The sequence below is a fragment of the Aquimarina sp. genome (assembly GCF_977115655.1).
Genome location: NZ_CDSBKO010000003.1, coordinates 70857 through 93616 on the forward strand (window position 1 = coordinate 70857; position 22760 = coordinate 93616).

Sequence of the window (22760 nt, forward strand, 5' to 3'; positions counted from 1 at the left end):
TTTATCGAAGATTATTTAGGTTATTATTAAAAAGCCTTCGATAAACTCAAATTGAAAAACTAGTTTTTTAAAAAGGCATTGCATAAAGGTTTTAAAACAATTGTAATAATTACTAATAAAAACTACGCCCATTGGAAACACCAGAAAACGAAAAGTTTAGAGATTCTATCGGAACAATAAATGAAGAAGGAAAACGTGCCTGGGTATATCCTAAAAAACCCAATGGTAAGTTTTACACCTATCGCAAATGGGTAAGCTATGGCTTATTGCTGTTTCTGTTTTCGGCCCCTTTTATTAAGATCAACGGAAACCAATTTTTGTTGTTCAATGTTTTAAAACGTCGATTTAATATTTTTGGAGCTCCATTCTGGCCACAGGATTTTCATCTATTTGTTATTTCGATGATTATAGGAGTCGTATTTATCACCCTATTTACCGTTGCTTTTGGAAGAATTTTTTGTGGATGGATTTGCCCGCAAACCATTTTTATGGAAATGGTTTTTCGTAGAATTGAATATTGGATCGAAGGAGATCGTGGTAAACAAATACGTTTGGACAAACAACCCTGGAATGCCGAAAAAATAAGAAAACGAATTCTTAAATGGTCTGTATTTTTTGTTATCTCCTTTTTGATTGCCAATGTGTTCTTGGCATATCTAATAGGTAGTGATAAACTAATACAATACATTACAGACGGCCCTTTTAAAAATATTAGCACCCTAATATCATTACTTATATTTACTGCCGTTTTTTATTTTGTATTTGCATGGTTTAGAGAACAAGTATGTATTATTGCTTGTCCTTATGGCAGATTACAAGGAGTGTTGCTAGATTCAAAATCTATTGTGGTTGCTTATGATTATAAGCGTGGAGAAAAAGATACAGGACGTGCAAAATTCAAAAAAAATGAAGATCGCTCATCTGCCGGAAAAGGAGATTGCATCGATTGTTTTCAATGCGTTCATGTATGCCCTACCGGAATTGATATTCGCAATGGTACACAATTAGAGTGTGTAAACTGTACCGCTTGTATTGATGCTTGTGATCATATAATGGAAAGTGTAAACTTGCCCAAAGGGCTTATACGATATGCCAGCGAAGATAATATTGCCAAAAAAGCAAAGTTTAAATTTACTCCAAGATTAAAAGGATATAGCGCCGTATTGGTAATTCTTATAGGAGTTTTTTTAGGAATGTCGTTTTTAAGAAATGATGTAGAAGCAAATATATTAAGGCTTCCGGGACAACTCTACGAGCATAAAGACAATAATATTATTAGCAATGTATTTACCTACAAACTCGTAAACAAAACTACCTCAGAAATTGAAGACATTCATTTTGAACTACTGTCTCATAAAGGAAAAATAGAACTGGTCACCCATAAAAATTTTACTATTCCAAAACAAGGACTGTCTGAAGGAACCCTTTTTATAGAAATCAATAGAGCTGCTCTAAAAGGAGATAAAGATCGATTAAAAATAGGAGTATACAGTAAAGATAAATTAATTGAAACCACCACCACAGCCTTTTTAGGTCCCAGAAGTTATAAGTAAATAGTGGATAGTGGATTTTTTTTGATAAATCAAAAAACTCCAAAACTGACAGAATCAAAAACTAAAAAAATAAGATTATGAAAATAAATTGGGGAACAGCTATCGTATTGGTTTTTATAGGGTTTATGTCTTTTATATTGTACTTTGTAATAAGAATGAATACAGAAAAAAAATATGAACATGATCTGGTAACAAAAGATTATTACAAACAAGAGCTTGCTTTTCAGCAAGAGATTGATGCCCAGGAAAATTCAAAAGATTTAGCGACCAATATTACTATAAAAAAAACAGACAAAGGCTTGATTATTTCTTTTCCACAAGATAAAAATTATAAAGAAATCTCAGGAAATGTATCCTTGTACAGACCATCTAATGAAAAATTGGATTTCAAAATACCTATCTCACTTTCTGGATCAGAGTTTTTGATTAAGGATGAAAACATGATAGAAGGACGTTGGAATATAACGATAGATTGGAGACATGACAACACCGCTTATCTGTATAAAAAATCATTTACGTATTAAATGGTCTTATCGGCATTTATATTAGGTCTGTTAGGTAGTTTTCACTGTGTAGGAATGTGTGGGCCTATTGCTTTTATGTTACCGGTAAACCGGTCCAATACTATTCAAAAATTTTTTCAGGTCTTTCTATATCATTTTGGGCGATTGTTAGCATACAGTATTATTGGTGTATTTTTTGGTATTTTAGGAAAAAGCTTTTCTATTTTTGGATTACAACAAAAATTATCTATTGCTGTTGGAGTCATGATGATTATACTAGTAATAACTCCATATCAAATCTTTATAAAATATAATTTCTCTAAGCCTGTTTATAAAATCATTGCCAAAGTTAAAAATAGTTTGGGCGCAGCTCTCAAAAAGAAAACCCCGGATACTTTTCTTTCCATAGGTTTTCTTAATGGTTTTTTGCCTTGCGGATTGGTATATATGGCCGTTTTTGGATCTATTGCTTCCAGTAGTATTTTACAAGGTAGTTTGTATATGCTTCTTTTTGGGCTAGGAACCATCCCGTTAATGACCGTAGCCGTTTATGCAGGGAATTTTCTGTCCCAAAAAGCTAGGCAACATATTCAAAAAGCAATTCCGGTATTTGTAATACTAATTGGTTTGCTTTTTATTTTACGGGGGCTTGGATTAGGTATCCCATATCTTTCTCCAAAACCTGCTGTAGAAACAGTTTCTGCAGATTTTGAATGCCATTAAATATTTTCAAAGATAACAGGTTTCAGATAGTTTTACCAAGCCCCGCCTAATTGCATTTTTGTTTCGATATGCTCTCTATAAAAACTATTTTTATTACATAACCCGGGCAAAAATAAAGCCCAAAAGCCTAAAACAACAAAAAACAAAACCTTAGATATCTCCCAAGCCCAGAGGTGCTCGAAGGGTGGACTTCAAGAGTCTCAGTCCACGGTATCTGTTTCTGCCTGCAATATACTTGATCCCAGCAGCCGGGACGACACTTTTGATTGCCGGGAAGTAGTACTACCCTGTCAGGAAAGGTTTTTATAGTGACGGGATGAGTTTCTCCACTTACGGGAAGGGTATCCATATCTACGGGAAGCATTTTTTAATCGTCGGGAAAAGGTTTTGTATATCCGGGAATGTAAAATAAGTTACGGGAGTGATAAATGTAGTGCCGGGCTTCGAGTCACCTCAGCCCCCCTTATGAGTTTCTGTCCACTATGTAACTACCACGAACCCTGAGGTTACTCGAAGGATGAGTAACGTAAATGTGAGAAGTAAATAAAAAAGCAAAAAAAATATACTAAAACACTTAAAACCTGATAATTATCATTTCTATTTTTTTAAATAGTATGTAACTTTTCAACATACTATAAAACCAAAAAGAAATGGGAACACAAATCAATAGTGCTTCAGAAAAAGAACTAAAAGATTTTCATCTGGATACTTTAGACTGGAAATCAAGTATTCAATTTATCGAAACCGAAATACAATTCATAAAACAACTGTTAAACTCTTATGTGTTTGAACCCAATACACCTAATCTTTTTGAAAGATTGCAAGAATTTAAAAGCCAGATTGAAGATGTAGAAACCAAAATACAAACTATACATCTGGAGATAAGAAAACATGAAAGCGAGCTGGGCGGAATGTTAGAATGTGATACTGTTTCTTGTGATACGGCATATTATAAAGAGCATAATAGATTAAAGAACCAGTTTAATGATTTTTATAAAAAATTCAGAGAGTTAAAATCAAAAATATTTACCTACGCCGGAGGAGTTTTGAAAAGCAGTAAAAAGTAATAGCAAAATGAAGTAATCTGATAATTATCATTTTAATAAACAATAGGTTATCCTATTTTTAAAGTAAATAACAACTCTAAATAAACCTTAACATTATGTCATTAATTAAATTTAACAAAAACAGATTTCCTTGGATCAATGACCGAGTTTCTAATTGGTTGGATACCGACGATTTTTTTGCAGATGATTTTTTTGTTAGAAATAAAAAAATCCCTGCAATGAATGTTAAAGAAAACAAGGAAGATTTTGAAATTGAACTTGCAGTTCCCGGTTTTTCAAAAAATGATATTGAAATAACTATGGAAGATGATGTATTGCACATTTGTGCAAAAAAAAGTAAACAAGATGAGGTAGCAGAAGAAGGATACACTCGTAGAGAATTTAGCTATAATGAATTAGATAGAAAATTGCAATTACCCGCCAGTGTAAATCAAAATGAAAAAGTTAAAGCTACCTATAAAAATGGAGTGCTCATACTTAATCTAACAAAAAGTAAAGAAGCACAAGAACAACCTAAAAAAATTATTGAGATAAATTAACTCAATACTAAAAAGGCAGAGAATAAATTTTTGGAGTAGTATTCTCTGTCTTTTTTTAAAATATAAATCCCATGAAAACAAAACAACCAAATCCAAAATATATAGAGTGGAGAAGCCCCGAAGAGTTGCATGAAACCTCTTTGTACTGGATTTCAGAACTTAAATTCATAAAAGATGAACAACATTTTTTAGAAGAACTTATAGAAAACCATACCCTGCAACTCCTGTCAAAAACAATATTCGATAAAAGTAAACCAATTGTAGAGACATTATCCTTAAGCAAAAAAAATATAGAGCCATTATTAAAAAAAATCATCAATCATCATAATGAGCTTACTATATTACTGGATGGCATAGATCAGCCAGTAGAAGAAAAAAAATATAAAGAAGAACACCGCAAATTAATGGTTACAGTAAATGATTTTCTTAAAGAGTACAGAGAAGTAAAGAGAAACATTTTTGATTTAATTAAAACCATAATAAAGCAAAGTAAACAAAAGCGGTTGTTACATTAATTTTGACAATCTTCTGATAATAAAAATTAAAAATGAAACGAATTATCAGAGTTATAATAGGGCTTATTTTGATAGGGTTTTCAGGGTTCTGGATATGGTATGAGTATACCTATTCTATGGATACCGTAATTCCTTTTGAAGTTAAGGATCCAAGTCTGGAAACCAAAGTTTTAATAGCATCACAAGGTAGTAGGTTTAAAGATTCTTTAGTTCAGGGAATCCTTAGACATTACCAAAAGGATGCTATACATTTTAAAGTAATAGATGTATATACCATGTTTACTGTAGATATAGATAAGTGGGATGCATTGGTTATTATTAACTCCTGGGAGTATGGCAGCCCGCCAGGCAATGTAAAAAGGTTTATCAAAAACCACCCGGATCAATTAGATAAACTCATCATCCTTTCTACCGTGGGCAGTAGTAATATAGCATTAAAAGATATAGACGTAATATCAGGAGAGTCGATTATTGAAAAAAGATCATATTATACAGGGATTTTGGTAGAACGATTAAATAAAATAATAAAGTAAAAATACCTGTTAAAGCTTTTTTGAATGTTATTCCTGAAAAAAAACCAAACATTATTTTTAATACAATAAATAGTAAAGAATGAACAAATTACATACATATATATTAATCGTTGTTGTATTATTTTATAGTTGTACCTCTAGCGAGTTGGTTGAAAACTGGAAAAATCCTGACATCAAAACTTTTGAAGCACAAAAAGTTTTGGTCATTGGTATTACCCCAGAGAAAAATACAAGGCAAGTATTCGAAAAAAAATTAGTAGCAGAACTAAAAAAAAATGGGGTTGATGCAGTAAAAAGTATCGATTATTTTGAGAACTCTTTTACATCTTCCCCCAAAACAGAAAAAGAAATGCTGGCTCTGGAATCTGATCTTATCAAAAATGGTTTTGATGCAATACTGCTCTCTAAAGTATTGGGGGTAGAGGATAAAGTAACAGTGGTAAAGGCATACAGAAATCTGGATAGAACATTTAAGAGTTTTAGAGAGGATTATTATAATAACCAGGAAATCTATTATGATGAAGATTATTATGAAGAGTACAAGGTTTTTCATGCAGAATCCTCCCTTTATTGCATTTGCCCGGACAAAGAAAGAGAACTAATCTGGAAGGGGGCTATAGATGTTACAGAACCCGAAAATATTAAAAAAGCCGTTGGAGATTATGTCAAAGTATTAGTTTGGGCGTTAAAAGGGCAAGAGTTATTAATTATAGAAGAACAAATCCATGAAAATACTAATATATAGTGCAAAGGATTTTGAAATTCCTTTTCTCGAAAAAGCAAATAACGAAGTACATCAGGTTAAATATATTCCAGAACGTCTTACCAGTAAAACGGCGATGTTAGCAATGGGTTTTGATGCCATATCTATTTTTTCTGCAGATATTGCATCCTCTCAGGTATTAGAAAGATTAAAAGGATTTGGAATTAATTATATAGCTTTGCGTTCTACAGGGCACGATAATGTAAATCTTGCTACAGCAAAAAAATTAGGGATTAAAGTGGCAAATGCCGCAGGATACTCTCCAAATGCAATTGCAGAACATGCAGTATCTCTTTTATTGGCATTAAATCGTAAACTGATACGTGCTAACGAACAAGTGCATAAGTATAATTTTTCATTAAGTAACCTGGTGGGGTTTGATCTTCATAAAAAAACAATTGGTATTGTTGGGGTTGGCAGAATAGGAAAGACAATAGCAAAAATAATGCATGGATTTGGTTGTGGTATTTTGGCAAATGATCTTTATAAAGATGAAGAAACAGAAAAAAAATATCAAATATCATATACAGATTTGGAGTACTTGTGCAAAGAGTCTGATGTTATATTTTTGAGCATGCCCCTTAACAGCAACACACACCACCTTATAGATACAAATTATATTCAGCACATGAAAAAAGAGGTGATCCTTATTAATATTGCCAGAGGAGCAGTAGTAAACACCAGGGATGTACTGCATGCATTAGAATCCAATAAAATTTCAGGATATGGCACAGATGTATATGAAAATGAAAGCGGGATATTTTTTTATGACCATTCCAAAAACAAACCAGAAGATGAGTTGTTAAAACGCCTTATCGAACAGCCTAACGCCCTGCTTACACCTCACCAGGCATTTGCTACAAAAGAGGCACTTATGACCATAGCAGAAACAACATTTTATAATGTAGACTGTTGGCAGCAAAATATACCTGGTAAAAATGAACTAACGTTGGAGTTAGTGGGGTAGTTTGTTTTTTACTATACCATATACCAAAGTACCAAGAATAGCAGAAATAAGCACTATCAAAATTGGCAGGTAACCTGCACCCAAAAGCACAAACATTGGTCCCGGGCAAGCGCCGGCAAGAGCCCACCCCAGTCCAAACAATATACCGCCAAGTATATACGGGACAAAACCCTTATCCTTGGGAGCTATATCTATAGGTTCCCCATAAAAAGATTTTACTTTAAATCTTTTGATAACTTGAGTAATTATAACACCCAATCCTACGGCAGATCCAATAATCCCATACATGTGAAAAGATTTGAATTGAAACATTTCATAAATCCTAAACCAGGAAGCGGCCTCAGATTTAAACAAAACAATCCCGAAAAAAACACCAATAACCAAATATATAATAGAGCGCATACGTTTAAAAAATTAAAGGAAATAAAAGGTGTACCATAAGTAATCCACCTATAAAAAAGCCAACTACAGCAATCAACGAGGGCAATTGTAAGTCACTAAGCCCGGATATGGCATGCCCCGAAGTACAACCACCTGCATATCTGGCACCAAAACCAACTAAAAATCCTCCTATTATCAATAAAAATAATACTTTGGGATCTGTAAAAACATCGTTAGAAAATAAGTTGTCTGGCATATAAGTTTTTCCTGCGGTTTCAAAACCTTTGGATTGAAGATCTGCGACCACTTCAGGATTTAATTGTACTGCGGTATCTGTAGATAAAAATGTATTGGCAATAAACCCGCCTATAATCACCCCAAACGCTACAATTAAATTCCATCGTTGTGCTTTCCAGTCAAACCTGAAAAAGCCAGAAGCTTTTCCTGCCCCACAAATGGTACACATAGTTTTTAGGTTAGACGACATCCCAAATCTTTTGCCAATCATTAGCAATATAAAAAGCACTAATGCAATTAAAGGGCCAGATACATACCATGGCCATGGGTTATAAATCCAATTCATCTGTATTATTTTGCTGCAAAGTAATTAAAATCAAAAAGTGTTGTATGTAACATTTGTTACACAATTATTATTTCTTTTTAAAACTACAAAAAATAAAACTTTGAGAGGTATTAAAAGGGGTTTGATGATTTAAGTAAGAACATTTTAATTTTTTAACCAGATCACTCATGAATTTTTCAGAATATGGAGTAATACCATTTTAACTTTGAAATAGCACTAATAAATTATTTCTTTTTCATCTATTCTTCGTTAAAAAATATAGCCGTAACTACAGCTATGCTTGATGCCAGATCAAGTCTGGTACAAGCTTTTTGCCTTGAACTTCGATTTTTTACTAGAAAGATTAATGTTATTTTATGTTGATTTAGCCTTATCTGTTACTATCCAGATAATAGTATCTGCAAGATTTCCTAATCTTTCTTTTGCCTTATGTGTTGCCGTTTCAGAAATATCAAGGACTGTAATGTTACTATATCCTAAGTCTAGTAAATGATCGACCAACAAACTATCTCCGCCACCAATATCTATTATTTTTGCAGTTTTAGGAAGGTTAAGAGAAGTAATAAATTCTATAGAGGTTACAGTTTTTTTGATACCAACTAACCTCTTTTAAGTCTTTAGTACGATATATAGTTTCCCAATGTTTTTTTTCTGCCAAAAGCCATTCATTTAGTCTCTTTTTAATTCTATAGGGGCTTATTCCCGAGGGCTAGCCTTCGAAAACAAATATGTACCTTGGATCCTGTTATAGGGTTGTTGATTAAACTATATCCACAGTTATTTTAAAGTAGAAGGACATACATAATTTGTGGTTTTAATTCCTGCCTCTTTAATATCCTTATAACCGCCAGCAATATCAATAAGATTATGAATACCACGACTTTTTAAAATAGAAGCTGCAATCACAGAGCGATAACCTCCTGCACAATGCACATAAAATTTTTTGTCTTCTGGAAACTCGGTAAGATAATCGTTAATAAAATCCAGTGGAGAATTATTTGCTTCTTCAACATGTTCAGCTACAAATTCACTTTCTTTACGTACATCAAAAACAGGAACTTTTTCATGAGTGATAATGTCCTTAAACTCTGTAGCAGAGATAGATGTTATGGTGTCATAATCCTTACTAGCTTTTTTCCATGCATCAAAACTACCATCAAGATACCCAAGGGTATTATCAAATCCTACTCTGGATAATCTGGTAATGGTTTCTTCTACTCGTCCTTCTGGAGCTACTAATAATATAGGCTGTTTAACATCTGCTATCAAAGCACCAACCCAAGGAGCAAACCCACCATCAATACCAATAAATATAGATCTTGGGATATGCCCTTTTACATATTCATCTTGATGTCTTACATCCAAAACAACGGCACCGGTATTATTGGCCAACGCTTCAAAATCATCTGGAGACAAAGGTGTGGTTCCTTGCTTTATTATTTTATCGAGATCTTCATATCCTTCTTTATTCATTTTTACATTTAAAGGGAAATATAGTGGAGGAGGTAGTAATCCTTCGGTTACTTCTTTTACAAACTCCTCTTTGGTCATATCTGCTCTAAGGGCATAATTCATTTTTTTTTGATTGCCCAGTGTATCTACCGTTTCTTTCATCATGTTTTTACCACATGCAGAACCTGCACCATGAGCAGGATATACAATTACATCATCTGCAAGAGGCATGATTTTGGTGCGTAAACTATCATAAAGTGTTTCTGCTAGTTGTTCTTGTGTTAAATGAGCCGCTTTTTGAGCCAGATCCGGGCGACCTACATCTCCAAGAAACAGGGTGTCGCCACTAAAAATGGCGTGATCTTTACCATTGGCATCTTTAAGAAGGTAGGTAGTACTCTCCATAGTATGCCCCGGGGTATGTAAAGCTATAATAGTGATGTCTCCCAGAGAAAACTCCTGATTATCCTTGGCAATTATAGCTTCAAAAGATGGATTTGCATTTGGACCATATATAATGTTTGCCTCGGTCTCTTTGGCTAAAGTTACATGACCACTTACAAAATCTGCATGAAAATGGGTTTCAAAAATATACTTAATTTTTGCATTATCTTCTTTTGCTTTTTCTAAGTAAGGTTTTATTTCTCTTAGAGGGTCTATTATTGCTACTTCGCCATTACTTTCAATATAATAAGCTCCCTGAGCCAGACATCCTGTATATATTTGTTCTATTTTCATTTGTTTTGTATTTTTAAGTATAATTATCCAGGGGTTTTGTGCCTTTAATTTTGATTAGACATCAATACTAATTATAAAGATTAATTATATTTTTGTGTATTATATTATTTATTATTCAAAAATACGCCAATTATTATTCCTTTAAGGTAACAATTGTTACAAAGCCTGTTGTTTAGGTTAATTCTTTAAAGAGTATATAAATACCCATTGCCAAAACAAACCAGCCAAATCCTTTTTCTAGTTTTTTACCATCTATAAAGTTAGACATGTACATGCCTATAAAAATTCCTGCTACAGAAATTGTGGTGAATAGCAACAAAAAATTCCATTCTATTTCCAGATTTTCCACGTCTCCTATAAAACCAATAAGGGATTTTATAGCGATTATTAATAAAGAGGTAGCAACCGCTTTTTTCATGGGTAATTTTGCTAGTAGTACTAAAGCAGGAATTATTAAAAAACCACCACCTGCGCCTACTAATCCTGTTAATACTCCTACAACAAATCCTTCGGCCAGAATCAATGGATAATTATATTTTACCGGTTCCTCTGCTACGGTTGTATTTTTCTTGCTTTTTATCATGGATACAGATGCCAGAAGCATAATAACAGCAAAGAATATCATGATTCCAATATTTTTGGTGACCATAAATTCACTAATAAAAAAAAGTTGATCTGGTATGGCAGGAACTATATACTTTCTGGTCGTATATACAGCTATAAATGCAGGTAAAGCAAATACAATTGCGGTGCGAATGCTTACCAAACCTTTTGTAAGGTTATTAATAGCACCTACCAACGCAGAAACGCCTACAACAAAGAGCGAATATGCTGTGGCTGTAACGGGATTGAGATACATAAGATATACAAATACGGGTACGGTTAGTATAGAGCCTCCTCCGCCTATTAATCCTAAAACTACTCCAATTATTAATGCTCCTGTATATCCTAAAATTTCTGTGATCTCCATCAAATTATTTTTTGTCAAAAATAATTTCGACGCAGAGTTTTTACAGTAACATTTGTTACAGAGGGGTTAGATTTGAAGTATTTCTATATTATTTCTGTTTAGTTTAAGAACGTCATCTTTCTCTAATTTTTTAAGCAACCTTGAAATTACTACCCTGGATGTGTGAAGGTCGTAAGCAATTTGTTGATGGGTGCTATGAATAACACTGGTATTGTTGATTTTGATTTTGTCCCTAAGGTATTTTAATAAACGATCATCCATGTTAAGAAAAGCTATACTATCGATAGTTTCTATTGCTTCAATTAATCTTTTGTGATAACTATCAAAAACAAAGTTTCTCCAGGATTTGTATTTGGTGGTCCATTCTTCCATTTTAGATACGGGGATCATTACTAGTTTGGTATCTGTTTCTGCAATGGCTTTGATTTCGCTTTTGTGGTGTCCCAAACAGCATGATAATGTCATGGCACAGGTATCTCCTTTTTCCAGAAAATACAATAATAATTCATCCCCTTCATTATCTGTTCTCAGAACTTTTATCGCGCCATTAATAATCAAAGGCATAAATTTAATGTAGCTACCGGGTTTTATAAGTTCAAAACCTTCAGGTATTTCTTTAAAGGTGCCTATTTGATTAATCTCTTCTAATAGTTCTTCTTCAAAAAAGTTTCCATAATTAGTTTTTATTTCCTGTATCATTTTCTTGTTTTTTAAAAAAAGATTGTAGTTGTAGTTTTGCTTCCTGATATCCATATTCATATATTTTATCCAGGCTACTGGTATTAAATACGCTATGGTTGATAAGTTCTTTGGGTTGTATTACAATATCACATTGCTTAAATTTTGCTTCTCCGTTGGGCATTGCTCTAAGATAATATGCGCGTTGCATAACATTATAGGAATGTTTGAAATCACTTATTTTTGGTTTTTTAATAGGAGATACATCTACCCCGATAATAAGGTTGCAATGTTTTTTAAGAGGAGTTACAGGAAAATTATCTAAAATCCCCCCGTCTGCATATAATTCGTTATTAATCATTACCGGGGTAAAAACACCGGGAAAAGCTGCAGAAGCCAGTAAAGGTTTAATTAATTCTCCGGTATTAAAAACTTTTGTTTTTCCTTCTATTAAATCTGTAGCGGTAACAAAAAGTTTTTTTTGCAACGATTCAAAAGAGTTTTCAGGAAAGTAGGCTAACAGATCGGTATAAAATTTTTCGGTATCTAAAAATCCCGGTTTTTTGCGAGTAAACCTGTTAAAGGTGAACAAAGGGGTATTTTTGAAGAAATCTTTTATTGTTTTTGGAGAATATCCTCCTGCATACAAGGAGCCTACTATGGCTCCGGCACTTGTTCCCGAAACAAAGCCTGCAATAATTCCCGCTTCTTCTAGTGCCTGCATAGCACCTATATGCGCGACTCCTCTAAAACCTCCTCCAGAAAGAACTAATCCTATATTTTTTGTAGTTTTCATTTTGGTAATAAATTTACAAAACAGGGCTAAAGATTTTGGCAAACCCTTCTTTTAATTTTTGACTCCAGGGTCGTTGTATAAATGTAATAAAATCTAATTGTTTACTGCTTTTAATATCGTTTAAAAAGTCCTCTTTTAATGCTAGTGCAAATGTATCATCATAGATTACTGCATTTACTTCGTAGTTTTGTTCAAAACTTCTGATGTCCAGATTTGTTGTACCTATAGAGGAAATTGTGGTGTCTGCCACGATAGTCTTACTATGTATAAATCCTTCTGGAAACAAATATATTTTTACGCCCGCTTGTAGCAATTCTTCAAAATAAGAACGAACACACCATTTTACGATAACGTTGTCCGACTTTTCTGAAAGTAATATTCGTACATCTATCCCGCTCATAGATGCGACTTTTAATGCATCCAGAATAGATTCTCCCGGTATTATATAAGGGTTGGTAATATAGATATATTCTTTGGCCTCATTGATCATAGAAAAATACATCTGCTGTGTAGCAGAAAAATCAGAATCTGGTCCACTATGCACGATCTGAACGGTAGCTCCATTTGCTTTTTTATGGGTATAGAAACAGGAAGTGTCCAAAATAGAATCTTCTTCGCTAACCATATACCAATCCATTGCAAAAATAACTTGCAGACTTTGAACAACAGGACCTTTGAGTTGCAAGTGGATATCATGCCAAGCTCCTAAGTAGTCATCTCCTTTTATATACTTATCAGATACATTAATACCTCCGGTAAAAGCAATCCTGCCGTCTATAACAATAATCTTACGATGATTTCTGTAGTTTATAGAGGATAAAAATTTACCAAATTTTATAGGCAAAAACTTATGGATTTCCACACCAATATTTTGAAGCTGCCGAATGTATTTTTTACTTAATGAAATACTCCCTATACCATCGTAAAGAATCTTTATGGTAACCCCTTCTTTTGTTTTTTTCTGAAAAAGATTAAAAAGATCTGTAGTTAACTTTCCTTCTTCAAAAATATAATATTCCAGATATATAAAATGCTCTGCATTTTTTAGTGCATCAAATATGGCTTGAAAAGTTGCTTCTCCGTTTTTTAATAATTTTACATCATTTCCTGTACAAGGGGCAAAGTACGAGTTTTTGGTAATTAAAGAAATGATTTTATGATGCTCTTCAAACTCTTTTTTTGTAATGTGTGAATACTGCTCTATGGCTTTTACAATATAGTAGGTTGCCTTTGGAGTATGTTTAAGTTTAAATAATTTGTTTTTTCTTCGGTTTCTGCCCAACATTAGGTATAAAAAAATTCCTCCTACCGGTATAGTAAAAATAGCAAGCAACCAGGCAAGGGTTTTGGTTGGGCGTATGCCATTTAAGAGTAAACGCATAACTATAAATCCTCCGGTTAAAATATAAAGTGCTATAGCAACATATAATAACATTTATGGTTTATATTTTATAGTTACTTCAACTATGCATAATCAATAAAGGTACTTTGGTTCCATAACTTATTTTGGAGGTTTCGGATCCTTTAAAAAAACGATCTAAAAAAGTTTCTCTTTTTATAAACATAGCGGTCATATCAATATCCATAATTTGTACAAAGCTATTAATTGCCAAAGCAGTAGGAACATTGGATATGGAGTGAAAGGTAGGTTTTATTTCTTTAAAAAACTCATTCATGTGCTTTTTATCATCAAAGTCGGCTACAGTAATGGTGTCATCTTCTTTGATCTTAAGGATGCGCAAAGTAGAGGTGTATTTTGTAAGGGTGCTCATTAATGGATCGATGTTTTCTGCATTAAAATGATCCCAATAATCTATGGCGTATAAAATGTTTTTTGGATTTTTAAAAGCATACCCTTGTGGTATAGCAATGGTAGGGCAGTCTATTTTACGAATAACATTAAGGGTATTACTACCAAAGACAACTTCGGTTGCTCCTGTAGCACCGTTTGTACCCATAACAATTATATCAATATTTTTGGACTTTACAGTTTGTCTTATTGCATCAATAAAAATATCGTAATCATTAACAGCATTAAAGGTATAGCTTTCATTAACGTATGCTTTCTTTAGCTCTTCAACCAAATCTTCTAATTTTTTTTTGGACTCACTAATTACAGATTGATGGATAGAGGTGTTTGCAGGGGCAGCCATTAAATCATCTGTGGTATATTTAGAAACTTTTTGAACATTAAGAACATGAAAAGTACAGAGTTCATTTTTGAAAAATTGTAAAGCATACTCTATTGCATTTCTGGCATTATTGGAAAAATCGGTAGGAAGCAAAATATTTTTCATGTAGAATTTATTTTATATACTATCAAAAATAGATTCTATTGCACAGACTAACTATGATATCGGTCATGCATGAAAAGCCTTAATATCTCAATGGCGATTTAATAACCCCTGAGTTGTTGGTTCCTCTAGGATGCAGTTTTTGTTAACCTCCTATCTTAATCATACTACGGTTTTCAGAGTGGAATTTGGGCTTGCTAAATTTATCCAGAGTATCCATTCCGTTACGTGTTTTTAGTTTGGATTGTATTGTTTTTTGGATAATTGAAGTTATGGATTTACCTGCTCTAAGAGGGGTTAACAGATCAGATTCTTTTGTAGAGAACAAACAATTTTTTATTTGTCCGTTAGCAGTCAGGCGTATTCTGTTGCAACCATCACAAAAAGGATTAGTAACCGAGCTTATGATTGCAAAAGACCCTTGATAACCTTTAATTCTATAGCTTTTGGTAGTGTCATTAGGAGCGTCTTCTAACTTTATAATTTGGTTTTCGTTATAATTAGAATGTACTTGAGATAGAATCTCTTGTAAAGAAACCAATTTATCCATATTCCATTGGTTACCATCAAAAGGCATAAACTCGATAAACCGAACATGTACTGGCAGGTCTTTGCTCAAATTAATGAAATTTATAATCTCATTATCATTAAACCCTTTTATTAAAACACAATTTACTTTTACGATAAAGCCTTCTTTAATAAGTAAAAGAATATTTTGGTACACTTTTTCAAAATAAGACCTTCGGGTAATCTCTTTATTTTTTTTAGAATCCAAGGAGTCTAAGCTAACATTGAGCGTTTTAATTCCACATTTTTTAAACTGCTCAATAAATTTATCTACGATAACTCCATTAGTGGTTAATGTAAGTTGTACGGGCAGTGAAGCTAGTTTTTCCAGAATAAGGGATGCATCTTTACGAACCAAAGGTTCACCGCCGGTAAGTCTGATTTTTGTAACTCCCATGCTTACAAATTCTTTGGCAATAGTATAAATCTCTTCATACGTCATGATATGCTCTTTAGGAGATAGTTGAATCCCGTCTGCTGGCATACAATAGGTACATCTAAGGTTGCATCGTTCTGTTAGCGAAATCCTTAGATAGTTATGGTTTCTGCCAAAGGTGTCGGTAAGCATACCTTCTGTAGACCTCACAGGTTTTGAAAACTTGTGAGGTTTAGCGTTTGGTTTAGTCATGTCTTGCGCCTTTTAAAATTCTAAACAGATGTAATACTTCGGGAAAAATAGCATCCATAGATTCTCTTGCTCCGTTGGTAGAACCTGGTAAAGCTAATACAAGGGTATTCTTTATGGTGCCGGCAACACTTCTGGATAGCATAGCATAAGGCATACGGTCTTGTCCATATTTACGTATGGCTTCTTCGATACCAGGTATATTTCGATCTAATAGTGGTTTTAGAGCTTCTGGGGTTACATCTCTTATCGATAAACCGGTACCTCCTGTGTAAATAATAAGATCTGCTCCTTGTTTTTGATAGTAAATTGCTTTTTCTTGTATGATGTCCTTTTCATCAGGTATGATCGTGTAATCCAGGATATCCACTTCACAAGCTTCTAATTTATTAATAATGGCTTTGCCTGCTTTATCTTCTTTTTTTCCTTCAGAAATAGTATCTGAACATACAATAACAACAGCTTTAAGATCTCTTCTAAACTTGTCTTTATAATCAGATTTCCCTCCTTTTTTATCCAATAGCTTTATATGATGAATTTCTATGCCTTTGTCAATAGGTTTCAGCATATCGTACATATTTAGGGCTACAATACTTGCTCCATGCATGGCTTCTACTTCTACGCCAGTTTTGTAAATGGTTTTTATAGTTACCAGAACGGTAATTTCCAGACCATTAATAGTGTATTCAATCCCCGTATACTCTATAGGTAAGGGATGGCAATCTGGCAGCAAATCCGGAGTTTTTTTTACACCAAGCAAACCAGCTGCCTTACTCATAGCAAATACATTTCCTTTGGGTACTGTATCTTTTTGTATCGCTTCTATAGTTTCGGGCTTACTAACCTTTACAATGGCTTGTGCTGTAGCAACTCTTAATGTGGATATTTTATGTGTAATGTCTACCATGCTTTTATAAATAATAGCTTTTAGATTTAAACTTAGTTTCTATTTTGGATTTCAGCCTGTGTTGGGATGACAAACCATAAGTTATTTTATTTCTCCTCATTTATTTCGGGTTCTTATGATTTATAAAACCATACTAGCTATTTTCTTTCCATTGATGGGTTTGATCCTCAAAAATCTCTTTTCCAAAAACAGGTACATCTGCTTTAATTGCTTCTACAACATATTCCAGAGCCTTAAACACTATTTTTCTTCTTGGTGAAGAAACAAAAACAAACAAGCAAATTTCTCCGGCTTTTACGGTTCCAATACTATGGTATATATGCATACAAGTAAGGTCAAATTTTGCAAAAGTAGCTTCGCGTATATCGTCAAATTTTTGATTAGCCATTTCTTTATAAGCAGTATAGTCAATAGCGATAACTGTTTTGTTATCAATAATATCGGCACGAACCTGGCCTAAAAAAATGTTGTGTGCTCCTATACTGGTTTTGGATTGGTGTTTGGCAATAGAGGCTCCTATAAAGTCAGATGAAATAGCACCTTGTATAAATACATTTTTTGGTTTCTTTGTTTCCATACTTATTTATTTCTTTTAATCATATTTTTATAAACTTTAGAGGTTTTTTAAACCTGTAAGATTTGGTATATTGTTATATAAAGCAACAGCTCCTCCTTTTATGTGGGATACATTTTTAAACCCTTCTTGAAAAAGGATTTCTACTGCTTTTTTACTTCTGATACCAGATTGACAAAAAAGGATTATTTCTTTTTCTTTGGTAATAGTATTTGCTTTTTCTTTTAATTCTCCTAAAGGGATATATATAGGATGCAAGCTTTCAATTTTAGGTTGCTCATGGGGTTCACGAACATCTATAAACCAGGCATTTTTTATAAAAAAAGCTTCTTTGGCTGTTATTTCGTTTACTTTTTGTATTCCGCAAAAAAGATCATAATCTATAGTTTCAAAATGATTTGCGGTATCCAGTACTTTGGACACTTCAGTTTCTACTCGATGAATACCAAAGCTAGAAGAACGATTGGTTAAGCAATCATAGGTAAATAGTTTTCCAGACAGAACATTGCCCAAATCTAAAACAATTTTAAGAACTTCATTAGCTTGCATACTGCCTATAATACCTGGCAAAACTCCCAGAACCCCTATTTCTGAACAGGAAGGAACACTTCCTGCTTTTGGGGGTTCTGGAAAAAGACATCTGTATGTGGGACCATTTTGATAATTAAATACAGATACTTGTCCTTCAAACTTATAGATGGCACCATATACCAGTGGTTTGTTTGTGATAATGCAGGCATCATTAATCAAATACCGGGTAGAGAAATTATCGGTTCCATCTACGATGATATCATATTCAGAAAAAGTGGACACGGCATTTTTTGCAGTTAGCTTTTCGGTATATGTAGTAATGGTTATCTCTGGATTTAGATCTGTAAGACGTTCTTTTGCGGCCAGGGCTTTGTTTTTTCCCAAAGAACTGGTGCCATATAGTATCTGGCGGTGCAAATTGGAAGTGTCTACTACATCAAAATCTACAATACCTATAGTACCTGTTCCTGCAGCAGCAAGATATTGTAACACAGGGCATCCCAGTCCGCCGGCCCCTATAACTAATACTTTAGATGCGCTAAGTTTTTCCTGACCAGAGGAACCTATTTCTGGAAGGATAATTTGCCTGTGATATCTTGAGGGTAACAAATTCATTATCTGCGTTTTTTGTTATATTAACCTCCTGCAAAAGGGGGTAATAAAGCTATTTCTGCATTGGTGTTAATTATATAATCAAGCTCTGTTAATTGTTGATCTACTGCAATTTTAAAATTGGCGTCGGCTAGTTTTGGATATTGGTTTTTTAGGGTTTTTACCAATTCAAAAAGAGAACAGGTTTTTGTTTCTAATAGTTCCTCTGTAATAGCTGTGGCTTCTGCCAACATCCCAAAATATTTAATTGTTAATTGCATTTGCTATTATTTTTAATTCATCTATTGTATTTATGTTGGTTACCAAAACCTGTTCTTTTTTTAGTACGCTAACTGTTTTTGTATTTAAAGAAGAAACGAGTTTACGCAAACGGCGCTCTCCATTAAGAAGTAGTTTTTCACAGGTATTGGTACATCTTTTTTTGTATAGTGCAATTAAAGGTATTGTTGTTCCTTCGGTTTTAAATTGAACAACATCAAAATGGTCATCGTTATGGGATATTAATTTTTTTAGAAGTGAGGTAGTAACCATTGGCACATCACAACTTAATACCAGGTTATTTTCAGTTTTAGAATATACCAGTCCTGCATGCAATCCAGCTATCGGGCCTGCATTAGATACAATATCTTCTACTCTTTTTATTCCAAAAATATCGTAATCAGGATTTTTACTTACAATAATAATTTCGCTAACCAAAGGTCGAAGAGCCTCGATGCAATACTGAACAAATGGTTTGCCGTTAAGTAATACTAAACCTTTTTCACGAGTCATTCGTGAACTTTTGCCTCCTGCTAAAATAATTCCTGTATTGTTTTTTTTATTCATTTAGGGGTATGTTATTATAAGGGGATAAATACTTATAAAGAAATATTTTTTAACTCGTTATCCAAAAATTCCCAACATTTTTGATTAATGGTATCAAATGTTTTGATAACCTTTTTGCCGTGAGTAGTTAGGTTGGCACCACCACCACCTTTACCACCAGTTATGGTAATAACCAAAGGTTTTTTGGTGGCATTATTCATGCTGTCCAATAGTTTCCATGCTTTTTTATAAGACATATCCAAAGAGTTGGCAGCTTTACTTAAAGAACCAGTATCTGCAATAGCTTTTAATAATCGTACCCTTCCTTCACCCAAAAAAATACCATTTTCAGACTCTATCCAAATCCGGCTCCTTATTTTATAATCCATAAAATCTATAAGTAAAGCGTTATACCTTCAAAGATACAACGTTTTTTTAGGAGTTTATTTCTTTACTACAAATTTTAACTGGATATATAGGGTATAAAATCTATTTTGTTTAAGTTTTATGGCAGATGGATAACCTGTATATCATCTCCAATCGTTACTTGGGCTATTTCTTCGGGAAGATATACCATAGCGTTTGCCAGAGCAAAAGACCGTAGCATAGAGGACGCCTGCCCGTCTAGTATAGTTACAGAGTCTTTTTGTACCAGTGCTTTTAAAAACTCTGCTCTCTCTCCATTTTTAGTATATGCCGTAGTAGCAGTAACAGTACTGCGCTGTAGATCACAATTTGTTTGCCCTGATAGTTTGAGTAAAGCCGGAAGTACATATATATAAAAGCAGCTTAATGAAGATGCCGGATTACCAGGTAAAGCAAAAATAGTAGTTCCTGATTTTTTGGCAAAGTATAAAGGTTTTCCTGGTTTTTGTTTCACTTTATAAAAAATTTCTTCTACCTGCAGTGCGCTTAGGGCTTTGCCTACAAAGTCATAATCCCCAACCGATATTCCGCCAGAAATCAGAACCACATCATAATTTTCTATAGTATTTTCTAAAAGTGAAAGAGTAATATCATAGCTGTCTTCTACTTTAAAATAAGATACATTGGTAAAACCACTTTTGGTAAGAGCTACCGAGAACATAATCGAATTGCTCTCATAGATTTCGCCATATTTTAAGGTTTGCCCCGGTGGTACCAATTCATTTCCTGTAGCGATAACTGCAATAGACGGTTTTTTATAAACATCGATATGAGTAATCCCCAAAGATGCCAGATACCCAACACCTGCAGCAGTTATAACAGATCCTTGTTGCATGGCAATTTCTTGCTTTTGTATTTGCTCCCCAATTGGACGAATGTTGGCATTTGGCACAACAGGTTCTTGTAATACTACTACATTGTTTTGGATCTCGACCTTTTCTTGCATGATTACCGCTTTGGCTCCAGAGGGCACAGGAGCACCGGTAAAAATACGTATAGCCTCACCCGCTTTAAGTTCCGGGTTCGTATTATCACCTGCTTTGACTTCACCAATAATAGCAAAGGTTTTGTCTGTGGTAGATCCCAAAGCATACCCATCCATTGCAGATTGCCGAAACGGGGGCATATCGATAGGAGATAAAATATCTTTTGCAAGCACATATCCTTGTGCTTTTGATATAGATAGAGTATAAATTACTTCTGTTTTTTGGATAGTACTGGCAGTTAATGCAAGTGCTTGTTCTACAGTTACCATAATTTAGATTTGTTGTGCATGTAAAAATACAACCAAATTTTGAGACAGTACTAATATGTTCGTTTTGTTAATTTTAAATATAAAAAAGAAAAGTTTAAAAGCATTTTTCGGGCTTTTGAGTTTGGGAGTGTTGTATTGAGGAGGAGCTACTTTATGGGTATTGTTGTTTTTGATATTACTTGTTTTATACGGTGTTTTTGTAGCATTTATTATTGTTTAAAAAAATTACAGACCCTATAGGACCTTAGTTCTATAGGGTCTGTTTTGTAATAATTTAGCTCTCAACTATATATGTTATAAAGATACAATAGTAGTAATCCTAAGGGAAGGATTTATTTGAGAGATAATCGTAATACTCTTATCGGTTCTTTCAATCACTCGGGTTTCTGGAATATCTATTTTTTCTATTTCGTTTTTTGCGGTTATTTGATTGATATTGAGTAAGGTTGTTTCATGCTCGTCTTCAGGTTTAGGGTTTGTTTTTAAATAATTTGACAGAGGTCTTGTTTTAAAATCAATAAGCCAACTAATTAGCTCCAGATTTGCAGGTGTTGTAGATTTTGTTTCACCTGTTAAAAAATTAATGATTGGTTTAAACTTATCTCCGTGAACGCGCTCGATTGCATAAGCTTTGTTTTCTCCTTCTTTAAATTGAAAGAAACGGTTTAAAATACCTTCATCGTATTTTTCATTTCGTCTTTGTAATAGCCATAGGCAAGCTTCTTTAATTTGCTTTCGAGTAGGTTTAAAAAGGTAATTACTCATTTCTCCGCCTTTTTCTCTGTTGTACAATTCAAGAATCTCTCTTTTGTAGGTCTCACTTGTTTTTGTTCTCATAAATAATCTAAAGTTATTGGAATTTTTAGGATTTCTAAGGAATCTTAGGAATCCTTGGAATTGTATGCAAACATAGACTTGGGGTCTTTATAAATTCGCAGTATCAATAGTTCCAGTTTCACTTTGCTAACATAGTAAATGTTTTGACTCGGTTCTTACGGAAATCCATAAAGTTACGGTAAAAGCTCCCCAGGAAAGTGGCTATACACTATAACTAAAGATTTCAACTTTCCGAAAAATAAAAGGGTACCCCCTTAATGTATAGGATTGCATCCCCAAATACCTGGTAAAATGCCAGGCTGCAATCCCCATGTTTAATCTTTAAAAAATCAAAAATTATGAAAAATGTTTTTTATATTCTTATAGCTCTATTTATTACAGCAAGTTTTACATCTTGTACAGCAGATGCAATTAATGATAGCGAAGATATCTCTGCAGAACAAGTTGCTACAGAAGGCCAAGATGGCCAAGTTGATCCGGATTCAGATGAAGGATAAAAAATACTAGTAGTTCAAAATATAATAAATTGGGTGTATATGCTGTAAAATTACAATATACACCCAATTT

27 protein-coding genes are annotated in these 22760 nt (G+C 33.6%); 10 read left to right on the plus strand and 17 right to left on the minus strand.

Features of this window, described 5'->3' with window-relative positions; all coding sequences use genetic code 11:
* The first annotated feature begins 131 nt into the window (after nucleotides 1-131).
* The 9 genes from ccoG to ACZIYX_RS02395 all read left to right on the plus strand — a co-directional run bounded on the left by ccoG (nucleotide 132) and on the right by ACZIYX_RS02395 (nucleotide 7163).
* On the plus strand, nucleotides 132-1553 hold the full coding sequence (ccoG, locus tag ACZIYX_RS02355) for a cytochrome c oxidase accessory protein CcoG (protein WP_462680590.1): 1422 nt from the start codon (nucleotides 132-134) through the stop codon (nucleotides 1551-1553).
* 77 nt (nucleotides 1554-1630) lie between these two features.
* Nucleotides 1631-2077, plus strand: a complete 447-nt coding sequence (locus tag ACZIYX_RS02360; RefSeq protein ID WP_462680591.1) for a FixH family protein — start codon at nucleotides 1631-1633, stop codon at nucleotides 2075-2077.
* On the plus strand, nucleotides 2078-2779 hold the full coding sequence (locus ACZIYX_RS02365; RefSeq protein WP_462680592.1) for a sulfite exporter TauE/SafE family protein: 702 nt from the start codon (nucleotides 2078-2080) through the stop codon (nucleotides 2777-2779).
* A gap of 650 nt (nucleotides 2780-3429) precedes the next feature.
* Nucleotides 3430-3846 carry a hypothetical protein gene (locus tag ACZIYX_RS02370; protein WP_462680593.1) on the plus strand — a complete coding sequence of 139 codons (417 nt, stop codon included), beginning with the start codon at nucleotides 3430-3432 and terminating at the stop codon, nucleotides 3844-3846.
* A 95-nt stretch (nucleotides 3847-3941) separates the two neighbouring features.
* Nucleotides 3942-4385 (plus strand): Hsp20/alpha crystallin family protein, encoded by a 444-nt coding sequence (locus ACZIYX_RS02375; protein WP_462680594.1) that lies wholly within the window; start codon nucleotides 3942-3944, stop codon nucleotides 4383-4385.
* A 71-nt stretch (nucleotides 4386-4456) separates the two neighbouring features.
* Nucleotides 4457-4900, plus strand: coding sequence for a hypothetical protein (locus ACZIYX_RS02380; protein WP_462680595.1), 444 nt, complete (start codon nucleotides 4457-4459; stop codon nucleotides 4898-4900).
* 32 nt (nucleotides 4901-4932) lie between these two features.
* Nucleotides 4933-5433: a hypothetical protein gene (locus ACZIYX_RS02385; RefSeq protein WP_462680596.1), complete on the plus strand. Its 501-nt coding sequence runs from the start codon at nucleotides 4933-4935 to the stop codon at nucleotides 5431-5433.
* A gap of 79 nt (nucleotides 5434-5512) precedes the next feature.
* On the plus strand, nucleotides 5513-6178 hold the full coding sequence (locus tag ACZIYX_RS02390; RefSeq protein WP_462680597.1) for a hypothetical protein: 666 nt from the start codon (nucleotides 5513-5515) through the stop codon (nucleotides 6176-6178).
* Nucleotides 6159-7163 (plus strand): 2-hydroxyacid dehydrogenase, encoded by a 1005-nt coding sequence (locus ACZIYX_RS02395; protein ID WP_462680598.1) that lies wholly within the window; start codon nucleotides 6159-6161, stop codon nucleotides 7161-7163. Before ACZIYX_RS02390 ends, ACZIYX_RS02395 begins: the two co-directional genes overlap by 20 nt.
* Here the strand turns inward: ACZIYX_RS02395 and ACZIYX_RS02400 are convergent.
* The 17 genes from ACZIYX_RS02400 to ACZIYX_RS02480 form a co-directional block, all read right to left on the minus strand.
* Complete coding sequence (locus ACZIYX_RS02400) at nucleotides 7152-7565, minus strand: DUF6691 family protein (protein WP_462680599.1); 414 nt, start codon at nucleotides 7563-7565, stop codon at nucleotides 7152-7154. The genes ACZIYX_RS02395 and ACZIYX_RS02400 overlap by 12 nt on opposite strands.
* Nucleotides 7566-7569: 4 nt before the next feature.
* Complete coding sequence (locus ACZIYX_RS02405; protein ID WP_462680600.1) at nucleotides 7570-8127, minus strand: YeeE/YedE family protein; 558 nt, start codon at nucleotides 8125-8127, stop codon at nucleotides 7570-7572.
* Nucleotides 8128-8904: 777 nt separating this feature from the next.
* Nucleotides 8905-10317 (minus strand): MBL fold metallo-hydrolase, encoded by a 1413-nt coding sequence (locus tag ACZIYX_RS02410; RefSeq protein ID WP_462680601.1) that lies wholly within the window; start codon nucleotides 10315-10317, stop codon nucleotides 8905-8907.
* Between the two features lie 172 nt (nucleotides 10318-10489).
* Entirely contained in the window at nucleotides 10490-11287 is a 798-nt protein-coding gene (locus ACZIYX_RS02415; protein WP_462680602.1) for a sulfite exporter TauE/SafE family protein, read from the minus strand.
* A 66-nt stretch (nucleotides 11288-11353) separates the two neighbouring features.
* A complete protein-coding gene (locus ACZIYX_RS02420; protein ID WP_462680603.1) occupies nucleotides 11354-11986 on the minus strand; it encodes a Crp/Fnr family transcriptional regulator in 633 nt (210 codons plus the stop codon).
* Nucleotides 11964-12761 (minus strand): patatin-like phospholipase family protein, encoded by a 798-nt coding sequence (locus ACZIYX_RS02425; protein WP_462680604.1) that lies wholly within the window; start codon nucleotides 12759-12761, stop codon nucleotides 11964-11966. The genes ACZIYX_RS02420 and ACZIYX_RS02425 overlap by 23 nt, the downstream gene beginning before the upstream one ends.
* A 13-nt stretch (nucleotides 12762-12774) precedes the next feature.
* Nucleotides 12775-14196, minus strand: coding sequence for a cardiolipin synthase (gene cls / locus ACZIYX_RS02430; protein WP_462680605.1), 1422 nt, complete (start codon nucleotides 14194-14196; stop codon nucleotides 12775-12777).
* A 25-nt stretch (nucleotides 14197-14221) separates the two neighbouring features.
* Nucleotides 14222-15058: a universal stress protein gene (locus ACZIYX_RS02435; protein ID WP_462680606.1), complete on the minus strand. Its 837-nt coding sequence runs from the start codon at nucleotides 15056-15058 to the stop codon at nucleotides 14222-14224.
* Between the two features lie 142 nt (nucleotides 15059-15200).
* On the minus strand, nucleotides 15201-16208 hold the full coding sequence (gene moaA / locus ACZIYX_RS02440; protein WP_462680650.1) for a GTP 3',8-cyclase MoaA: 1008 nt from the start codon (nucleotides 16206-16208) through the stop codon (nucleotides 15201-15203).
* A 34-nt stretch (nucleotides 16209-16242) separates the two neighbouring features.
* Nucleotides 16243-17154, minus strand: coding sequence for a bifunctional molybdenum cofactor biosynthesis protein MoaC/MoaB (gene moaCB, locus ACZIYX_RS02445; protein WP_462680607.1), 912 nt, complete (start codon nucleotides 17152-17154; stop codon nucleotides 16243-16245).
* A gap of 133 nt (nucleotides 17155-17287) precedes the next feature.
* Nucleotides 17288-17731: a molybdenum cofactor biosynthesis protein MoaE gene (locus ACZIYX_RS02450; RefSeq protein ID WP_462680608.1), complete on the minus strand. Its 444-nt coding sequence runs from the start codon at nucleotides 17729-17731 to the stop codon at nucleotides 17288-17290.
* A 36-nt stretch (nucleotides 17732-17767) separates the two neighbouring features.
* Complete coding sequence (moeB, locus tag ACZIYX_RS02455; RefSeq protein ID WP_462680609.1) at nucleotides 17768-18874, minus strand: molybdopterin-synthase adenylyltransferase MoeB; 1107 nt, start codon at nucleotides 18872-18874, stop codon at nucleotides 17768-17770.
* 20 nt (nucleotides 18875-18894) lie between these two features.
* Nucleotides 18895-19131 (minus strand): MoaD/ThiS family protein, encoded by a 237-nt coding sequence (locus ACZIYX_RS02460; protein ID WP_462680610.1) that lies wholly within the window; start codon nucleotides 19129-19131, stop codon nucleotides 18895-18897.
* A complete protein-coding gene (gene mobA / locus ACZIYX_RS02465; protein ID WP_462680611.1) occupies nucleotides 19115-19696 on the minus strand; it encodes a molybdenum cofactor guanylyltransferase in 582 nt (193 codons plus the stop codon). The genes ACZIYX_RS02460 and mobA overlap by 17 nt, the downstream gene beginning before the upstream one ends.
* 32 nt (nucleotides 19697-19728) lie before the next feature.
* Entirely contained in the window at nucleotides 19729-20064 is a 336-nt protein-coding gene (locus ACZIYX_RS02470) for a winged helix-turn-helix domain-containing protein (RefSeq protein ID WP_462680612.1), read from the minus strand.
* A 116-nt stretch (nucleotides 20065-20180) separates the two neighbouring features.
* The gene (locus tag ACZIYX_RS02475) at nucleotides 20181-21356 is read right to left on the minus strand and encodes a molybdopterin molybdotransferase MoeA (RefSeq protein WP_462680613.1); all 1176 of its coding nucleotides are present in this window, start codon (nucleotides 21354-21356) and stop codon (nucleotides 20181-20183) included.
* 294 nt (nucleotides 21357-21650) lie between these two features.
* Complete coding sequence (locus tag ACZIYX_RS02480) at nucleotides 21651-22193, minus strand: hypothetical protein (protein ID WP_462680614.1); 543 nt, start codon at nucleotides 22191-22193, stop codon at nucleotides 21651-21653.
* 338 nt (nucleotides 22194-22531) lie between these two features.
* Here ACZIYX_RS02480 and ACZIYX_RS02485 point away from each other — a divergent pair, with 338 nt between their 5' ends.
* The gene (locus tag ACZIYX_RS02485) at nucleotides 22532-22690 is read left to right on the plus strand and encodes a hypothetical protein (protein WP_462680615.1); all 159 of its coding nucleotides are present in this window, start codon (nucleotides 22532-22534) and stop codon (nucleotides 22688-22690) included.
* Nucleotides 22691-22760: the final 70 nt, after the last annotated feature.

Coding starts and splice junctions, on each gene's coding strand:
- ACZIYX_RS02360 (WP_462680591.1), top strand. CDS start 1,631: ATGAAAATAAATTGGGGAACAGCTATCGTATTGGTTTTTATAGGGTTT.
- ACZIYX_RS02365 (WP_462680592.1), top strand. CDS start 2,078: ATGGTCTTATCGGCATTTATATTAGGTCTGTTAGGTAGTTTTCACTGT.
- ACZIYX_RS02370 (WP_462680593.1), top strand. CDS start 3,430: ATGGGAACACAAATCAATAGTGCTTCAGAAAAAGAACTAAAAGATTTT.
- ACZIYX_RS02375 (WP_462680594.1), top strand. CDS start 3,942: ATGTCATTAATTAAATTTAACAAAAACAGATTTCCTTGGATCAATGAC.
- ACZIYX_RS02380 (WP_462680595.1), top strand. CDS start 4,457: ATGAAAACAAAACAACCAAATCCAAAATATATAGAGTGGAGAAGCCCC.
- ACZIYX_RS02385 (WP_462680596.1), top strand. CDS start 4,933: ATGAAACGAATTATCAGAGTTATAATAGGGCTTATTTTGATAGGGTTT.
- ACZIYX_RS02390 (WP_462680597.1), top strand. CDS start 5,513: ATGAACAAATTACATACATATATATTAATCGTTGTTGTATTATTTTAT.
- ACZIYX_RS02395 (WP_462680598.1), top strand. CDS start 6,159: ATGAAAATACTAATATATAGTGCAAAGGATTTTGAAATTCCTTTTCTC.
- ACZIYX_RS02400 (WP_462680599.1), bottom strand. CDS start 7,565: ATGCGCTCTATTATATATTTGGTTATTGGTGTTTTTTTCGGGATTGTT.
- ACZIYX_RS02405 (WP_462680600.1), bottom strand. CDS start 8,127: ATGAATTGGATTTATAACCCATGGCCATGGTATGTATCTGGCCCTTTA.
- ACZIYX_RS02410 (WP_462680601.1), bottom strand. CDS start 10,317: ATGAAAATAGAACAAATATATACAGGATGTCTGGCTCAGGGAGCTTAT.
- ACZIYX_RS02415 (WP_462680602.1), bottom strand. CDS start 11,287: ATGGAGATCACAGAAATTTTAGGATATACAGGAGCATTAATAATTGGA.
- ACZIYX_RS02420 (WP_462680603.1), bottom strand. CDS start 11,986: ATGATACAGGAAATAAAAACTAATTATGGAAACTTTTTTGAAGAAGAA.
- ACZIYX_RS02425 (WP_462680604.1), bottom strand. CDS start 12,761: ATGAAAACTACAAAAAATATAGGATTAGTTCTTTCTGGAGGAGGTTTT.
- cls (WP_462680605.1), bottom strand. CDS start 14,196: ATGTTATTATATGTTGCTATAGCACTTTATATTTTAACCGGAGGATTT.
- ACZIYX_RS02435 (WP_462680606.1), bottom strand. CDS start 15,058: ATGAAAAATATTTTGCTTCCTACCGATTTTTCCAATAATGCCAGAAAT.
- moaCB (WP_462680607.1), bottom strand. CDS start 17,154: ATGGTAGACATTACACATAAAATATCCACATTAAGAGTTGCTACAGCA.
- ACZIYX_RS02450 (WP_462680608.1), bottom strand. CDS start 17,731: ATGGAAACAAAGAAACCAAAAAATGTATTTATACAAGGTGCTATTTCA.
- moeB (WP_462680609.1), bottom strand. CDS start 18,874: ATGAATTTGTTACCCTCAAGATATCACAGGCAAATTATCCTTCCAGAA.
- ACZIYX_RS02460 (WP_462680610.1), bottom strand. CDS start 19,131: ATGCAATTAACAATTAAATATTTTGGGATGTTGGCAGAAGCCACAGCT.
- mobA (WP_462680611.1), bottom strand. CDS start 19,696: ATGAATAAAAAAAACAATACAGGAATTATTTTAGCAGGAGGCAAAAGT.
- ACZIYX_RS02470 (WP_462680612.1), bottom strand. CDS start 20,064: ATGGATTATAAAATAAGGAGCCGGATTTGGATAGAGTCTGAAAATGGT.
- ACZIYX_RS02475 (WP_462680613.1), bottom strand. CDS start 21,356: ATGGTAACTGTAGAACAAGCACTTGCATTAACTGCCAGTACTATCCAA.
- ACZIYX_RS02480 (WP_462680614.1), bottom strand. CDS start 22,193: ATGAGAACAAAAACAAGTGAGACCTACAAAAGAGAGATTCTTGAATTG.
- ACZIYX_RS02485 (WP_462680615.1), top strand. CDS start 22,532: ATGAAAAATGTTTTTTATATTCTTATAGCTCTATTTATTACAGCAAGT.